The following is a 15,598-nucleotide window of genomic DNA, read 5'->3' as shown; positions in this document are numbered from 1 at the left end:
CTCAACCTCGAGCCGATCCGGGAGCCGCGAACGCCGTTGTCCTGGGCCGTGAAGTGAAGAGACCGCAGTCGGAGGCGATGGTCACGGGGCGATGAGCCTGCCAGGCGCCCTGATCTCGCTGCAGTGCAAAATTCAGGCGCCCACACGGCGGCGGGCGCCTGGAAATTAGGCTATGCGGCTGGGCGAAGCGCCGTGTGCCGCGCGTATAGAAACTCGATCACCGCGTGGCGGGCGGCGATGTAGGCGGGCATGGCGTCCACCTCGATACGCCGCCTCGGTCGAGGCAGGTCGACCCGCACGATATCGCCGACCTCGGCCGCCGGCCCGTTGGTCATCATCACGATCCGGTCCGACAGCAGCACAGCCTCGTCCACGTCGTGGGTGATCATCAGCACGGTGTTGCCGAGCTTGGCGTGGATCTCCATCACGCTGTCCTGCAGGTTGGCGCGCGTCAGGGCGTCCAGCGCCCCGAAAGGCTCGTCCAGCAGCAACACCTTGGGCTCCATGGCCAGGGCGCGCGCTAGGCCCACCCGCTGCTTCATGCCGCCCGAGATCTCGTGCGGCTTCTTGTCCTTGGCGTGGGTCATCTGCACGAGGGCCAGGTTGTGCAGCGTCCAGGCGTGCCGCTCGGCGCGGGACTTCGCGCCGCGGAACACCTTATCCACGGCCAGGCGAACGTTCTCGTAGACCGTCAGCCATGGCAGCAGCGAGTGGTTCTGGAACACCACTGCGCGGTCCGGCCCCGGCCCGTCGACCGCCTGCCGGTCCAGGATCACGGCGCCGCGCGTCACCGGCAGCAGGCCGGCGACCACGTTGAGGAGCGTGGACTTCCCGCACCCGGAGTGGCCGATGATCGAGATGAACTCGCCCTTGTCCACTGTCAGGTCCACGCCCCGCAGCACTTCGGACCCGGACCCGAACGTGACGCCGACGTCTTCGATGGAAAGATAGGCTCTGCTGCTCATGGGTCAGGGCTCCCTAGTCCGCGGCCGCGCCGCGCGAGACGATGCGGCCCAGCAGGGCGACCAGCCGGTCGAGCGCGAAGCCCACCAGGCCGACCCACACCAGGGCCACGACGATGTCGGAAATCCGGGACGCATTGTACTGGTCCCAGATGAAGAAGCCGACGCCCACGCCGCCAAGCAGCATCTCGGACGCGACGATGGCCAGCCAGCTCATGCCCACCCCGATGCGCAGGCCGGTGAAGATGTAGGGCGTGGCGGCGGGCAGCAGGATGGTGACGAAGTACTCCGGCGGCGACAGGCGCAGCACCCGGCCCACGTTGACGTAATCTTGCGGGATGTTGCGTACGCCCACCGCCGTGTTGATCACGATCGGCCAGATGGCGGTGATGAAGATCACGAACAGGGCCGAGGGATTGGCCTCGTGCAGGGCGGCCAGCGAGATCGGCAGCCAGGCCAGCGGCGGCACCGTTCGCAGCACCTGGAAGATCGGATCCAGGCCGCGATGCGCCAGCCGGCTGGAGCCGACCAGGACCCCCAGCGCCACGCCCACGACCGCCGCGAAGCTGAAGCCGATGGCGACCCGCTGCAGGCTTGTGAGGGCGTGCCAGAACAGCCCTTTATCCACCCCGCCCCGGTCGTAGAACGGGTGCAGGATCAGTTCGCGGGACTCCAGCCAGATGGTGGCCGGGGCCGGCAGTCCGCCCGAGCCCGCCAGCAGTTGCCAGAGGGCCAGCAGCACTCCGACCGTCACCAGTGGCGGCAGCGTCGCGGCGGCGACCGCGTTGGCTCCCCCCGCCAGCTTCTCCCCCAGCGCCCGGCGCTTCGGGGCCAGGGCCACGATCTCGGCCGGCGGCGGTGGTTGGCTGACGGGCATGGGAGCGACGTCTTCGGACCAGGCGGGCAGGCTCATGGGCGGCCTCCTAGACAAGCTTCTTGATGGGTTGGCTGGCGAGGTAGGCCGCCGGGTTGGCGGGATCGAACACCTTGCCGTCGAAGAACTTCTCGACGCCACGGCTGTCCGAGGCCGGCGCCGCGACGCCGAGGGCCTTGGCGGCCGCGCGCCAGATGTCGGCGCGGTTGACCTTGTTCACCAGCGCCATCTTGTTCGTGGCCTGTGGCAGCACGCCCCAGCGAACGTTCTCGGTGACGAACCACAGGTCGTGCGACTTGAAGGGGAACGAGGCGTTGTCCGCCCAGAACTTCATGACGTGGGGGGAGGCCTTCACCGCCCGGCCGTCGCCGTAGTCGATGGTTCCCTGCAACCTCGGCAGGATGTCGCCCATCGGCACGTTGATGTACTGGCGGCCCGAGACCACCGAGCACATGGCCGGGCGGTTCGCCTGCTTGTCGCACCACATCTGGGCCTCCATGACCGCCATGGTCAGAGCCAGGGCGGCGCGTGGATATTTCGCGACCCAGTCCGCGCGGACCCCCAGGGCCTTCTCCGGATGGTTCATCCAGATCTCGGACGTGACGCAGGCGGTGTAGCCGACCTTCTGGTTCACCAGCTGGCCATTCCAGGGCTCGCCGACGCAGAAGGCGTCCTGGGTGCCCGCCTTCATATTGGCGACCATCTGCGGCGGCGGGATCACGATGGTGGAGACGTCGGTATCCGGGTTGATGCCCCCGGCCGCCAGCCAGTAGCGCAGCCACAGGTCGTGGGTGCCGCCCCGGAACGTCATGGCCACCTTGGCGATGTTGCCGGCGGCCTTGAGCTGGGCGAACTTGGCCTTCGCGCCGGCGCTGTTCAGCCCCACCTTCACCGCCTTCAGGTCGCTGCCGACGCTGATCCCCTGACCATTGGTGTTCAGCCGCGCCAGAATGTTCATCGGCACGGCCTTGCTGGTGTTGACGCCGGCGGTGAACTGATAGGGCATGGGCGTCAGGATGTGGGCGCCGTCGATGCCGCCGCCGCCCGAACCCAGGACCAGGTTGTCGCGCGTGCCGCCCCACGAGGCCTGCTTCAGAACCTCCACGTCGGGCATGCCGTACTTGGCGAACAGGCCACGCTCCTTGGCGATGATCAGCGGCGAGGCGTCGGTCAGGGCGATGAAGCCCAGCCGGGCCTTGGAAACTTCCGGGCCGGGGCCGGCGGCGAAGGCGCCGGTCGGCAACAGGGTCTTGGCGGCGGCCAGGGTGGCGGCTGCGCCGACGAGCGCCTGGCGGCGGCTCGGGGCGGAGGTCTTGGCGGTCATGGGCATGCCTTCCGTCAGAGCTTGTATTCGAGGGTGAACCAGACCTTGGTCCGGGAGGGCGGCGGCGCGGCCGTGCCGGCCGGGACGCGCGCCTTGCGTTCGAAGTCGGCGTATTTGATCGCCGCCGTGAGCTTGGGATTGATGGTCGCCTGGACCTGGGCGTTCCACTCGCGGCCCAGGTCGGCGCCCGTCCGCTCGCTGTCGAAGTCGTGGTAGCGGACCAGCAGGTCCACGTTGAACAGGTAGGTCCACTTCCAACGCGGCTTCACGTTCACGGTGAAGTTCAGGTCGCGCAGGCCGTCGACGAAGCCCTTGTTCCCGCCCAGCGGCTGGACGAAGGCGTCCGACCACCCCTGGAAGGCGTGGACCGTGGCGAGCGGCGTGGTGAACCCCCGGGTCCCGTTCCCCTCGAGCGACTCGTACGAGACCTTGGCCGTGTAGATGTCGAAGGTTCCGGCGAGGTCGGCGCCCCAGTAGTCGAGGCCGTAGTCGGGCGTGTTGCCGTTGTAGTCGCTCTGGTGGGCGTAGGTGGCGTTGTAGGCGAACTGATAGAGCCCGACCCAGGTCTTGCCCGACGCCTTGATTCCCTTGGTGATCGACGAATTGGGCGCCGAGTTCCCGAAGTCGAGCGCATAGGCGAAGCCCTGCAGCCGGAGCTGTTCGGCCGGCGACCAGGTGAGCTGGGCGAGATGGCTGTCGCTGTCCCAGTCGCGCGCCTCGCCCAGAATGCGGTTCACGTGGCTGACGTAGGCGTAGAACAGCTTGAACCGCCCGTGCGTCAGGTCCAGCCGGACCGCGTCGAAGGTCTGCTCGTCCTGCCGCCAGCCGACGTTGCCGATGAAGCGCTGGTCGTCGATCAGGATCCGCTGTCGCCCCAGCGTCGCCTGCGCCGCCGCGTTGGGCGTCCAGGCAATCTGAAGCCTGTTGAGCTCGGTGACGTCAGGATCGTTGATGATCGGAAACCTGGCCTTCGCCGCGCCGTTCAGCGGCGGAATCGTCGCGCCGGGAACCTGCACCTGGAAGTGCTCGGGCCCCACCTGGCGGACGTCCTCGAACTCGACCAGGCCGCGAAGGCCGTTCCAGTCGCCGGTTTCCCAGCCCAGTCGGGTCCGCACCGTCGCCGCCTCGCCCTTGCGGGTCAGGACGGCGTTCTTCTTCTGATCGACGAACTCGTAGCGGCCGCGCACTTCGAACAACAGTTTCCCGCCGGCGATGGCGTCGCTGATGGTTCCAGCTGCGGGCGGCGCAGCCGGCGGCTCGACAGCCGGGGCTTCCGGAGCGGCCGGCTCGCCCGCCGTCTCGGTCAGGCCGTCCTCGGCGGGCGCCGTCAGCTGCGGCTCCTCGCCAGGCGCCTGGGCCGCGGCGCCGGCGCTCCAGGCCAACGCCGCGCCGGCCGCGCCGGCCGCCAGGCCCCTTCTCAATTTCGTCATGGCTCATCCCCCGAGGCCAAAAAAAAGCGCCCGCCGGGGCGGTGAGCCCCAGGCGGACGCCGGTGTCCGTTGCAAGACGGCGCGATCGCTGCGCCGGTCGGCCTGTCAGTGGCCGTCGCGGAACGTCGTTGCCCCGCGATGTCGCGACTAGGTCCGCACGGCGCCCGCTGCGCTGCAACACGGGATGGGACAAGCTCGTTCGAAAAGCGCTGCTATCGGGGCGATCTGTTCAGGCGCTGGGCGCCGAAAGTTGCTGCAACGCACAAGTTCTGAGCGGTCAGGCCTGTTCAGCCCGCCGAGACACGTCGGCTCCGGGCCTCGATCGCGTAGGCCTGAGCCGTCGCGAGGCGGAATGGCGCCTCGCTTCCGAAACCTTCCAGCACGTCCAGCGGCGGCGTTTCAGGCAGGCCCAGCGCCGCCGTGGCGACCGCATGGAGATCAGGACGGTAGACCCGCCGCGCGACGGCCTCGACGTCGACGGTGGCTTCGATGTGCGACCATCGCACCATCTGGCTCACGAACCAGGCGGCGTGGATAGGCTGCGGCGCGCTGGCGCCGCCCGCATGGAAGATCATGTCCGCCAGCGACGTCTCGATCACCTGGGATTCGGCGCCCACGTAGTGCGGCTGAGCCAGCATCGCCGCCAACTCGCCGCGGTTGGCCGGCTCGTCCGCCCACGCGCCGCCGCGCAGCATCGCGCGCACCAGGGCCTGCAATTCGTCAGGCCGGGCGTGCGCCCAGGCCTCGGTGACCGTGAACACCTTGTCCGGCGTGCGCGGCCACAATTGCGAGCCACGCACCACCACCTGGCCGGCCCCCGCGACCACGGCGGCGGTGTCCCAGGGTTCCGTGACGCAGAAGCCCTCCACCACGCCGCCCACGAGCAGCTCGGTCATCCGCGACGGCGGCGCGATGGTGAGCCGGACGTCCCGGTCGGGGTCGATCCCCGCCCGCGCCAGCCAGTCCCGCAGGAGGTAGTTGTGCACCGAGAACGGGAAGACCACCGCCAGGGTGATCGGGCTGGCCCCCTCCTCGCGCCGCCGCGCCACAAGGCGCGCGAGCCCGTCCGCCGCCGGGCCTTCGCCGATCACCGTCATCAGCCGCGAGGCGACGGTTATCGCCGGGCCGTTGATGTTCAGGGCCAGCGGGGCCGCCAGCGGCGTCGCCTCGGCGCCGGCCGCGCCCAGGCTGATCGCCAGGGCCGTGGGCGCGAGCATGTGGGCGCCGTCCAGCGCGCCGACGCTCATCTTGTCGCGCACCGTGGCCCACGAAACCTGGCGGCTCAGTTCGACGTCCAGGCCTTCGTCCGCGAAGAAGCCCTTCTCCTTGGCCGCGATCAGCACGGCGGCGTCGTTCAGGGCAATGAAACCCAGGCGCAGAGGCCGTTCGCCGCTCATGACCCATTCCCCTTCAGCACCCCGGCGAAGGCCACGAGGTCCGCCGCGACCGCGCCGATGGGACGGCCGGTGTCCATGGAAAGCTTGCGCAGCACGCGATAGGCGGCCTCCTCCTCCAGGCCCCGCTCCTTCATCAGGAGGGCCTTGGCGCGCTCCACCGTCTTGCGCGAGGCGAGGTCGGCCTTGGCCTTTTCGAGGTCCTGGCGCAGGCCGTTCATCAGCTGGAAGCGGCTCATGGCCACCTCCAGCACCGAGCGCACGCGCGCGGCCGACAGGCCGTCGACCACATAGGCGGAAACGCCGGCCAGCACCGCCTGCTCGGCCAGCCCGGGTTCGGAGCGGTCGACGAACATCACCACCGGGCGCGGGTTCGCGGCCGTCGCCTCGCGCAGGCTCTCGATGGTGTCACGGTCAGGGCTGTCGGAGGCCACGACGATCACGTCCGGCCCGAACATCGCCGCCTCGACCTCGTTGAAGATCGAGGCATGGCGCACCTCCAACGGCTCGACGCCGGCAAGGCCTTCCGCCACCAGGGCGGCGCGGGCCGGGTCGGGATCGACGACAAGGACGCGCATGCCCGCCGACTAGGCAGCGGGCGCCGCCAGCGTCGCCATCGATCCCCACCGCAACCGCCACCGCGGGCAGCGACGCCTAGGGCCTGATCAGGCGGCGCCGCCTTCTTGGGCAGAATGGGCCGCGACGAAGGGTCTCATGCCGATCGGATCACCAGACATCGATGAAAGAGCGCGCCTTCGGGCCGGGGGACCGGGGTGGACAGGACTTCACGCCCCGCACGATCCAGTCCCGGGTTTCCGCCGGGTCGATCACGGCGTCGATCTCGTTCACTTGCGCCACCGAGATCGCCTTGCCGGTCTGGTACATGCGGCCGACCAGCTTCTGGAACAGCGCCTCGCGCGCCGCCGGGTCGGGCTCGGCGTCCAGTTCCTTGCGATAGCCCAGGCGCACCGCGCCCTCCAGGCCCATGGGCCCGAACTCCGCGGTGGGCCAGGCGATGGTGAAGGCCGAGGCCGAAAAGTCGCCGCCGGTCATAGCCTGGGCGCCCAGGCCGTAGCCCTTGCGCAGCACCACGGCGAACAGCGGCACGCTCATGCCCGCGGCGACCACGAACAGGCGCGAGCCCCGGCGGATGGCGCCCGTCGCCTCGCTGTCGGGGCCGACCATGAACCCCGGCGTGTCGCACAGCGACAGCACCGGCACGCCGAAGGCGTCGCAGAGCTGCAGGAACCGCCCCCCCTTCTCCGCGCCCTCGGAATCGATCGCCCCGCCCAGGTGTCGCGGATCGTTGGCGATGAGGCCCAGCGGCCGCCCCTCGATCCTCAGGAAGCCCGTGATCATGCCGCGGCCATAGCCGCCGCGCAGCTCGATCCACGATCCGGTATCGGCCAGGGTCTCGATGACGCGGCGGACGTCGTAGGCCCGCACCCGGTTCTCGGGAATGAGGTGGCGAAGCGTGCGCTGGTCGACGCAGGTCCAGTCGGCAACATCGCCCTGGAAGATTCCCAGCAACTGGCGCGCCGCAGCGGTCGCAGCCGCCTCGTCCGCCACCAGAAGATCCAGCGCACCGTTGGCGTACTGCACGGCCGAGGGGCCGATCTCGTCCGGGGTGAAGACGCCCAGGCCGCCGCCCTCGATCATCGCCGGCCCGCCCAGCCCGATGTTGGAATACTCCGTGGCGATGGTGATGTCGGCGCAGCCGAAGAACACCGCGTTGCCCGCGAAGCAGCGGCCGGAGTTGATCGCGATCCGCGGCGCATTGCCCGACAGCCGTGCGAAGGTCGTGAAGCTGGTGGTGTCCAGGGACGAGGCCGACAGGCCGCCCACATCCACGTCGCCGGGGCGACCGCCGCCGCCTTCGGTGTACCAGACCACCGGCAGCTTCCAGTGCTCGGCGAATTCCAGGATCCGGTCGGTCTTCTTGTGGCTGAAGTGGCCCTGCGTTCCCGCAAGCACGGTGAAGTCGTAGGCCAGGGCCACGCAGCGGGCGCCGCCCACCTCGCCCACACCGGTGACGATGCCGTCGGCCGGCGTATTGACTTGCAGGTCCTCGATGGAGCGCCGCCGCTTCTGGGCGGCGATGGCGAGGGCGCCGAACTCCTTGAAGGTGCCGGGATCGAACAGGTCGTCGAGGTTCTCCCGCGCCGTCCTCTGGCCGGTCCGCCGGCGGCGGGCCACGGCGTCGGGCCGGTTCTCGTCCAGGGTCAGGGCGTTGCGCGCGATCACCTCGGCCAGGTCGGGGCGGACCCGGTCCAGGTCGATCTCCTCCGCGGCTTGGGCGTGAGAGGCGTCCTCTCCAGGCTGGATGAAGGCCAGGGGCGCGCCCTCGTCCAGCGTCTCTCCGACCGCGGCGGCCAGGGCGTGGACCATGCCGGCCACAGGCGCGGTCACCACGTGCTGCATCTTCATCGCTTCCAGCACAGCCACCGGCTGGCCGGCGGCGATCGCCTCGCCAGCCGCGATCTCCAGGCTGACCACGGTCCCGCGCAGCGGCGCGGCGGCGGGGTGCGTACCGGGCGGCGGCGTCGCCTGCGTACGGCGGGCGGTTTCGATCGCCTCGACCATGGGCGCCGGCGACAGGGCCTCGGCCCGCGCCAGCAGTTCGGGCAGGTTGGTCTCCAGGAATCCGGTGTCGGCGCGGCCCTCCAGGAACTCCGGACGCTCGAGCACCGCGCGCAGGAGCGGGAGCGTCGTGGGCGCGCCCTCGATCCGGAACTCGGCCGCCGCGCGGCCGGCGCGGGCGGCGGCGGCGGAGAGGTTCGGCGCCTGGACGATGACCTTGGCGATCAGGGAATCGAAGGTCGGGTTGGTGCGGTAGCCGCCATAGCCATAGCCGTCGACGCGCACCCCGGGGCCGCTGGGCGGCTCGTAGCGCGCCAGGACATCGCCTGCGCCGCTGGTCACCCGGCCGTCGGCGCTCAGCCGCTCCAGGTTGACGCGGAGCTGGATCGCCGCGCCGTTCACCGGCGGCGGCCCCTGATCCACGCCGCAGTCCGCAAGGCTGGCCCCGTCCGCCAGGCGCAACTGAAGCTGAACGAGGTCGAGGCCGGTCACCGCCTCGGTGACGGTGTGTTCGACCTGCAGCCGCGGGTTGGTCTCGATGAAGGCGGCGGTCCGCCCGTCGCCCGCATCCAGCAGGTATTCGAAGGTGGCCAGCCCGCGCAGTCCGGCCGCCGTCGCCATTCGGACTGACGCGTCCTGCAGCATGGCTCGGACGTCATCCGCCAGGCCGATGGCCGGCGCCACCTCGATCAGCTTCTGGCGCCGGCGCTGGATGGAGCACTCGCGGTCGTGGATCGCCACGGCCCGGGCGCCGTCGCCGGCCACCTGCACCTCGACGTGCCGCGCCCGTGGGATCACGGCCTCGGCGTAGAGGCGCCCGTCGCCGAACGCGCCCTCGGCTTCGCGGGCGCAGGCCTCATAGGCCGCGGCCGGGTCCTCGCCGACCGCGACGGTCCGCATGCCCCGCCCGCCGCCGCCCGCCATGGCCTTGATCATGATGGCGCCGACCCTGGCCTGGAGGGCGCGCACCTCGTCCAGGCTGGCGGAGGCTTCGGTGCCGGCCGCCAGCGGCACGCCGTGCTCGGCCGCGAAGGCGCGCGCCCGGGCCTTGTCGCCGAACAGGTCGAGCGCATCGGGCCCCGCACCCACGAAGACCAGCCCGGCCGCCTCGCAGGCCCGGGCGAAGGCCGCGCTCTCGGACAGAAATCCGTACCCGGGATGCACCGCGTCGCAGCCGGCGGCGACGGCCGCGGCGACCACGCCGGCAATGTCCAGATAGGCCCGCGGACCCACGCCCTCCAGCGGGACGGCCATGTCCGTCAGGCGCACGTGCAGGGATGTGGCGTCATCCTGCGAATGGACGGCGACCGTCTCGATCCCGAGATCGGCGGCGGCGCGGGCGATCCGGATGGCGATCTCGCCCCGGTTGGCGATCAGCAGGCGCTTCAGGCGCGCACCTGTTCGGATTGGGGGCGTGACAGCATCGCCCGCATCATAGGCGCCCCGCGCGCCGCGCCGGAACCCTGCAATTGTCGCCGGCGGCCTGATCCCCCTCGCCTTTCGCCCGCCTTGCCGCTAGAGGCTCCGCCCCATGAGCGCAGAGGCCGTCCAGATCATCGCCCGCGGCCCCCGCGCCGACGCCGAGGCCGCCGCCGCGGCCCTCGAGGCCGAGCCTGCAACCGAAGCCCTGACCTTCTCGATCCTGGAAGAGGACGAGGACAAGGACATCTGGCGGATCGACGCCTTCCCGAACGCGCCGGAAGAACAAGCCGCCATCGGCGAGGTGCTGGCCAAGTATCCCACCCTGCGCGTCGTCACCGAGAAGCTGGCCGACGCCGATTGGCTGGCCATGGCGCTGTCGGGCCTGCCGCCCGTGCGCGCGGGCCGCTTCTTCGTCTACGGCGCCCACGACAAGGGCCTGGCGCCCGCCAGCACCGTGAACCTCCGCATCGAGGCGGGCGCGGCGTTCGGAACCGGCCACCACGGCACCACCGTCGGCTGCCTCCAGGCCTTCCACGATCTGCTGAAGGCGCGTCGTTTCGAACGGGTGCTGGACGTGGGCTGCGGCACCGGCGTCCTGGCCATCGCGGCGGCCCGGACCGGGTCCCCCATCGCGGTCGGCACCGACATCGACGGCCCCTCCGTCCGGATCGCCAACGAGAACGCCGAACTGAACGGGGCGAACGCGCGCTTCGTCCACGCCTCCGGACTGAACGACCCGCTGGTGCGCAACGATGGCCCCTACGACCTCGTGTTCGCCAACATCCTGGCGCCGCCGCTGGTGGCGCTGTCGCAGGACATCAAGCTGGCCCTGAAGCCGGGCGGCGTCGCGATCCTCTCGGGGCTATTGCGCACCCAGGAGCGGCGGGTCCTGGCCGCCTACATGTCGAAGGGCTTCCGCCTCATGCGCCGCCTGCACCGCGACGCCTGGGCCACACTGGTGCTGCGTCGGGCCTGACAGCCGGAACCCGACCTCTGCCGTGGCGTTCTTCCGCCGGTCCAAGCCGGGCCTTGAGAGGAAGGACGCGAACATGTCCGAACAATACGAACGCACCACGGTGACCAGCGAGCCCGAGCGTGTCGTGATCCGCGAACGCAGCGGCGGCGCGGGATGGTGGGTGGCGGCCCTTGTGGCCATCGTCGCCTTGGTGGCCGTCTTCTTCTTCATGAACAACCCGGGCGCGACGCCGGACCAGCTCGAGGCCGCCAGGGATCAGGGGGCCGCTGAGGCCAGCCTGGCCGCTGCGACCCAGAACGCGCAGCAGGCCGCCACGACCGCCGCCCAGTCGGCCCAGCAGGCGGCGGAGAACGCCGCCTCCGCGACCGAAAGCGCCGCCAGCGCCGCCGCCGCCCGGACCGACCAGGCGATCGACGACGCGTCCCAGGCCGCCCAGGACGCCGCCACCATCGAGCCGGTGAACTAACCCACCGCCTTCTTCGCGCCGAGCGTCGCCAGCCAGTGGCGCTCGCGCGCCTTGATCAGGTCCGCGAGGCCGAGAGGCGTGAGGTCCTCAGCCTCGATGCCTTCCACGATCTCGAAGGCCATGGCCGCCTCGCCGTGGGCGGTCCACGCGGCCTGCATCGCCTTGTTCATGTGGCTGCCCATACGCAGGCCGAACCAGTGCCGGGCCTGCTGGCCCTCCACGTTCGAGGCGCCCGCGATCCAGACGTCGCCGGTGGCGGCGCAGCGCACGGCATAGACGCCGGCCCGCATCTTCCGCTCCTTATAGTCGCGAATGGCCTCGCGGCGGCTCTGCTTGTCCATGCCGGACCCATAGCGCAACGGCGGCAGTCCGTCAATTTTACCCGGATTAAATAGCGGCGACGCGCGTCCCTTTGCCCGCGGCATCCGAACCGCTTACATGCCATCCATGCGCCAGACCTTCGACGAAAGCACCGATCCCTCCTTCGGACCCCGGCACGTGCCGCTGATCCGCCAGGCCATGGCCGCTCAGGGGCTCGACGGCTTCCTCGTGCCGCACGAGGACGAGCATCAAAACGAGTACCTGCCGGCCGCCAACGATCGCCTCGCCTGGGCCACCGGCTTCACCGGTTCCGCCGGCGCCGCGGTGATCCTGAAGGACAAGGCCGCCGTCTTCGTGGATGGCCGCTACACCCTGCAGGTGCGGGACCAGGTGGACGCCGGACTGTTCGAGATCCGCGACCTGGTGGAAGGCGGGGTGCCGGCCTACATTGAGGCGGCCACAGGGCGAGGGCAGAAGATCGGCTACGATCCGCGCCTGCACAGCCCCGATGCGCTGGGCCACCTCAAGGCTGCGGCCGCGAAGACCGGCGCCGAGTTGATCGCCGTCAACGACAACCCCCTGGACCAGGCCTGGGGCCAGGCCCGGCCGCCGCAGCCCGTCGCGCCGGTGCTGCCGCACCCGGCCGAATTCTCCGGGGAGGACTCCAGCGCCAAGCGCGCCCGCGTCGGCCAGGCCGTACAGGCCAAGGGCGGCGACGCCGCGGTCCTGACCGCCCCCAGCTCCATCGCCTGGCTGTTCAACGTCCGCGGCGGCGACGTCATCCGCTCGCCCCTGCCCCTGGGCCAGGCGATCCTCAACAAGGACGGCACCGCCCGCCTCTTCCTCGATCCTGCCAAGGTGACCGAGGATCTGCCGGCGTGGCTCGGCAATCAGGTCCAGCTCGAGACGCCGGACGATCTGCCGACCGCGCTCGCCGAGCTGAAGGGCAAGAGCGTGGTGGTCGACCCCGCCCAGTCCTCCGCCTGGTACTTCGACACCCTGGCGAAGGCGGGCGCGACCGTGATCCGGGCCGAGGACCCCTGCGCCCTGCCCCGCGCCCAGAAGAACGCGGTGGAGATCCAGGGCTCGCGCAACGCCCACGCCCGCGACGGCGCCGCGCTCACCCGCTTCCTGCACTGGTTGGCCACCGAGGGGCAGGTCAATCCGCCCGATGAGGTCGAGGCCGTCAGCAAGCTGGAGGCCTTCCGCGAGGCCACGGGCCAGCTCAAGGACCTGTCGTTCGACACCATCGCCGGGGCGGCGGCCAACGGAGCCATCGTGCATTACCGGCCCACCCAGCGGCTCAACAAGCGCGCCGAGCAGGGTTCGCTGTTCCTGGTCGACTCCGGCGCCCAGTACCTGGACGGAACCACCGACGTGACGCGCACGGTCGCCATCGGCGAGCCCAGCGCCGAGATGCGCCAGCGCTTCACCCTGGTGCTCAAGGGGCACCTGGCCCTGGCCGCGATCCGGTTCCCTGCCGGCACTACCGGCTCGGCGCTGGATGTCCTGGCGCGCCACGCCCTCTGGATGCACGGCCTGGACTATGACCACGGCACGGGCCACGGTGTGGGCAGCTACCTGGGCGTCCATGAAGGGCCGCAGCGGATCTCCAAGGCCCCCAACGCCGTCGCCCTGAAGCCCGGTATGATCCTCTCGAACGAGCCCGGCTACTATAAGGAGGGCGGCTACGGCATCCGGATCGAGAACCTGCAGGTGGTGACGCCGGCCGAACCGATCCCGGGCGGCGAGCGGCCGATGCTGGGCTTCGAGACCCTGACCCTGGCGCCCATCGACCGGCGCCTGATCGACCGCGAGCTGCTGACGGCGGACGAGCGCGCCCAGCTCGACGCCTATCACGCCCGGGTGCGCGAGGTGATCGGGCCACAGCTCGAGCCGGAGGTGCGAAGCTGGCTCGCCGACGTGACGGCGCCGATCTGATGGACGAGGCCAACGCGCAGCAGGTCGCCTACTGGAACGAGTCGGCCGGTCCCACCTGGGCCGAGCTGCAGGCGCCGCTGGACCGACAACTGGCGCCGCTGGGCCGGCGCGCCATGGCCGAGCTCGACCTCGGCCCCGGCCGGCGGGTCCTCGACATCGGCTGCGGCGCCGGCGAGACCACCCTGTCCCTGGCCCAGACGGGCGCGGAAGCCGTCGGCGTCGACATTTCGCGCCCGCTGCTGGAGATCGCCAGGCGGCGGTCCGAAGGCCGAGCGGACGTTACCTTCCTGGAGGCCGACGCCCAGACGCACCCGTTCCCGCCGGGCAGCTTCGATGCGGTCTTCTCGCGCTTCGGCGTCATGTTCTTCGCCGACCCTGCCGCCGCCTTCGCCAACATCCGCCGGTCGTTGAAACCCGGTGGTCGGCTCGCCTTCGTCTGCTGGCGCACGCCGGCCGAGAACCCGATCATGAGCCTGCCGATGCAGGCGGCCCTGGCCCAGGTGGAGGCCCCGCCAGCGCCGCCGGAACCCGGCGCGCCCGGCCCCTTCGCCTTCGCGGACCCGGAGCGCGTCCGCGCCATCCTGGCGACGACGGGCTTCACGGACGTCGCCGTCGCCCCGCACGACGAGGCCATCGGCCCGGGCGACCTGGACACGACGCTTGCCCTGGCGCTGCGGGTCGGCCCCCTCGGCGCGCTGCTGCGCGAGAATCCGGAGAAGCGGGATGTCGTGATCGCCGCGGTCCGCGCCGCCCTGGCGCCGCACGACGGCCCTGACGGGGTGAAACTGGGGTCGGCCACCTGGATCGTCACGGCGGTCTCGCGGGCGTGAGGGCCAAGCCCGGCGGCACGGCGCCGCTGCGCTAGCGTGAAGCTTGGAACCCGTGTCTTCTCCTGCGCGGAGGAGAGACCATGACGCCGCTGATTCCGACTGCCCTCGCCCTGCTAGCGCTCGCCGGCCCCGCCATGGCCGCATCCACCCCTGACGAGAACGCCGCCATCAACACAGCGCAGCGGTTCTTCGACGCCATGGCCGCCAACGATGGCGCGGCCGTGACCGCCATCACCTTGCCCGCCAGCGTCTTCACGGCCATCCGCCCGGCGCCCGGCGGGGGCACGAAGGTGTCGCGGATGACCGTCGAGGAGTTCGTGAAGAACCTGCGGCCCGGCCTGCACGAAGCGATGTGGGCGCCGCGCGTGGCGATCCGTGGCGGCATGATGGCGACGGTCACGGCGCCTTACGAGTTCAAGCTCGAGGGCAAATCCACCCACTGCGGCATCGATGTGTTCGAACTCGCTAAGGTGGACGGCCAGTGGAAGGTCGCGAGCCTGATCTGGACCGCCGAGCCGGACGCCTGCCCCGAGCTCAAGACCCAGAAGGCGGTGGGCTAGGGCGCGACCGTGAAGCCCTCTGCGGGCGAGACCCAGCGAACGCGCTGGTCCAACGCCGGTTGGCGTTTGCCGTCGATGGTCACCTGGCCGGTCATCTCCTCACCGGATGGGACATAGGCCGTGCATATCTCCCGGTTCAGCAGCGGCGCATAACCCGGCCGGACGGCCCGCCTCAGCGCCTCGGCATTCGCCGCGTCGGCGACCTCGCCATCGATGGAGAACGCTGCGGCTTCAAGGTCCCGCTCGGTGATGACGCCGCAGATCGCGCCGTCCTTCACGACTACCGGCGCACGGCTGCGCATCAGGATCCGGGGCTCCGGACGGAGCAGCACTGTGGCCGTGTTCTGAATCGTCCCGTCGGCATCCCGCTCGTAAGCGCCGATCGACGCGCAGGTCTTCCGCGCAGCGTTAGGCTGATAGCACTGGACCTTGCCCTGGAAGGCGGGCGCCACCGGGTCGGCAGGCACCGCGGCCGATGCCGCGAGCCAGAACGCCAACAGGATCATTGGTAACTCCTC

The 15,598-nt window shown here is 70.7% G+C and carries 14 protein-coding genes; 5 read left to right on the top strand and 9 right to left on the bottom strand.

What is annotated here, in order from left to right; all coding sequences use genetic code 11:
* Positions 1-170 precede the first annotated feature (170 nt).
* The 7 genes from AX721_RS16315 to AX721_RS16285 form a co-directional block, all read right to left on the bottom strand.
* A complete protein-coding gene (locus AX721_RS16315) occupies positions 171-965 on the bottom strand; it encodes an ABC transporter ATP-binding protein (RefSeq protein WP_068877053.1) in 795 nt (264 codons plus the stop codon).
* 13 nt (positions 966-978) lie between these two features.
* Positions 979-1,839 (bottom strand): nitrate ABC transporter permease, encoded by an 861-nt coding sequence (ntrB, locus tag AX721_RS16310; protein WP_068877140.1) that lies wholly within the window; start codon positions 1,837-1,839, stop codon positions 979-981.
* A gap of 46 nt (positions 1,840-1,885) precedes the next feature.
* Positions 1,886-3,160 carry a CmpA/NrtA family ABC transporter substrate-binding protein gene (locus tag AX721_RS16305; RefSeq protein WP_068877052.1) on the bottom strand — a complete coding sequence of 425 codons (1,275 nt, stop codon included), beginning with the start codon at positions 3,158-3,160 and terminating at the stop codon, positions 1,886-1,888.
* A 14-nt stretch (positions 3,161-3,174) separates the two neighbouring features.
* Entirely contained in the window at positions 3,175-4,590 is a 1,416-nt protein-coding gene (locus AX721_RS16300) for an alginate export family protein (protein WP_068877051.1), read from the bottom strand.
* A gap of 287 nt (positions 4,591-4,877) precedes the next feature.
* On the bottom strand, positions 4,878-5,987 hold the full coding sequence (locus AX721_RS16295) for a CmpA/NrtA family ABC transporter substrate-binding protein (protein WP_082765512.1): 1,110 nt from the start codon (positions 5,985-5,987) through the stop codon (positions 4,878-4,880).
* Entirely contained in the window at positions 5,984-6,562 is a 579-nt protein-coding gene (locus AX721_RS16290) for an ANTAR domain-containing response regulator (protein ID WP_068877050.1), read from the bottom strand. Before AX721_RS16290 ends, AX721_RS16295 begins: the two co-directional genes overlap by 4 nt.
* A 148-nt stretch (positions 6,563-6,710) precedes the next feature.
* On the bottom strand, positions 6,711-9,941 hold the full coding sequence (locus tag AX721_RS16285; protein ID WP_369796629.1) for a carboxyl transferase domain-containing protein: 3,231 nt from the start codon (positions 9,939-9,941) through the stop codon (positions 6,711-6,713).
* 154 nt (positions 9,942-10,095) lie between these two features.
* On the opposite strand from AX721_RS16285, the gene AX721_RS16280 reads away from it, so the two are divergent.
* Positions 10,096-10,962, top strand: coding sequence for a 50S ribosomal protein L11 methyltransferase (locus tag AX721_RS16280; protein ID WP_068877048.1), 867 nt, complete (start codon positions 10,096-10,098; stop codon positions 10,960-10,962).
* Between the two features lie 73 nt (positions 10,963-11,035).
* Positions 11,036-11,428, top strand: coding sequence for a hypothetical protein (locus tag AX721_RS16275; RefSeq protein WP_156467203.1), 393 nt, complete (start codon positions 11,036-11,038; stop codon positions 11,426-11,428).
* Here AX721_RS16275 and AX721_RS16270 read toward each other — a convergent pair.
* The gene (locus AX721_RS16270; protein WP_068877046.1) at positions 11,425-11,769 is read right to left on the bottom strand and encodes a GIY-YIG nuclease family protein; all 345 of its coding nucleotides are present in this window, start codon (positions 11,767-11,769) and stop codon (positions 11,425-11,427) included. The two genes, AX721_RS16275 and AX721_RS16270, sit on opposite strands and share 4 nt — an antisense overlap.
* A gap of 106 nt (positions 11,770-11,875) precedes the next feature.
* Here AX721_RS16270 and AX721_RS16265 point away from each other — a divergent pair, with 106 nt between their 5' ends.
* The 3 genes from AX721_RS16265 to AX721_RS16255 all read left to right on the top strand — a co-directional run bounded on the left by AX721_RS16265 (position 11,876) and on the right by AX721_RS16255 (position 15,080).
* Complete coding sequence (locus AX721_RS16265; RefSeq protein WP_068877045.1) at positions 11,876-13,690, top strand: aminopeptidase P family protein; 1,815 nt, start codon at positions 11,876-11,878, stop codon at positions 13,688-13,690.
* Complete coding sequence (locus tag AX721_RS16260) at positions 13,690-14,520, top strand: class I SAM-dependent methyltransferase (protein ID WP_068877044.1); 831 nt, start codon at positions 13,690-13,692, stop codon at positions 14,518-14,520. Before AX721_RS16265 ends, AX721_RS16260 begins: the two co-directional genes overlap by 1 nt.
* Positions 14,521-14,600: 80 nt before the next feature.
* Entirely contained in the window at positions 14,601-15,080 is a 480-nt protein-coding gene (locus AX721_RS16255; RefSeq protein ID WP_068877043.1) for a nuclear transport factor 2 family protein, read from the top strand.
* On the opposite strand, the gene AX721_RS16250 is transcribed toward AX721_RS16255, so the two are convergent.
* Positions 15,077-15,586, bottom strand: coding sequence for a hypothetical protein (locus AX721_RS16250; protein ID WP_068877042.1), 510 nt, complete (start codon positions 15,584-15,586; stop codon positions 15,077-15,079). The two genes, AX721_RS16255 and AX721_RS16250, sit on opposite strands and share 4 nt — an antisense overlap.
* Positions 15,587-15,598 lie beyond the last annotated feature (12 nt).

Origin of the sequence: Phenylobacterium sp. CCH9-H3, assembly GCF_001557235.1 — a bacterium.
Classification (GTDB): Bacteria; Pseudomonadota; Alphaproteobacteria; order Caulobacterales; family Caulobacteraceae; genus Phenylobacterium.
Note: the sequence above shows the minus strand (reverse complement) of the source record. Positions and strands in the feature narration are given on the sequence as shown.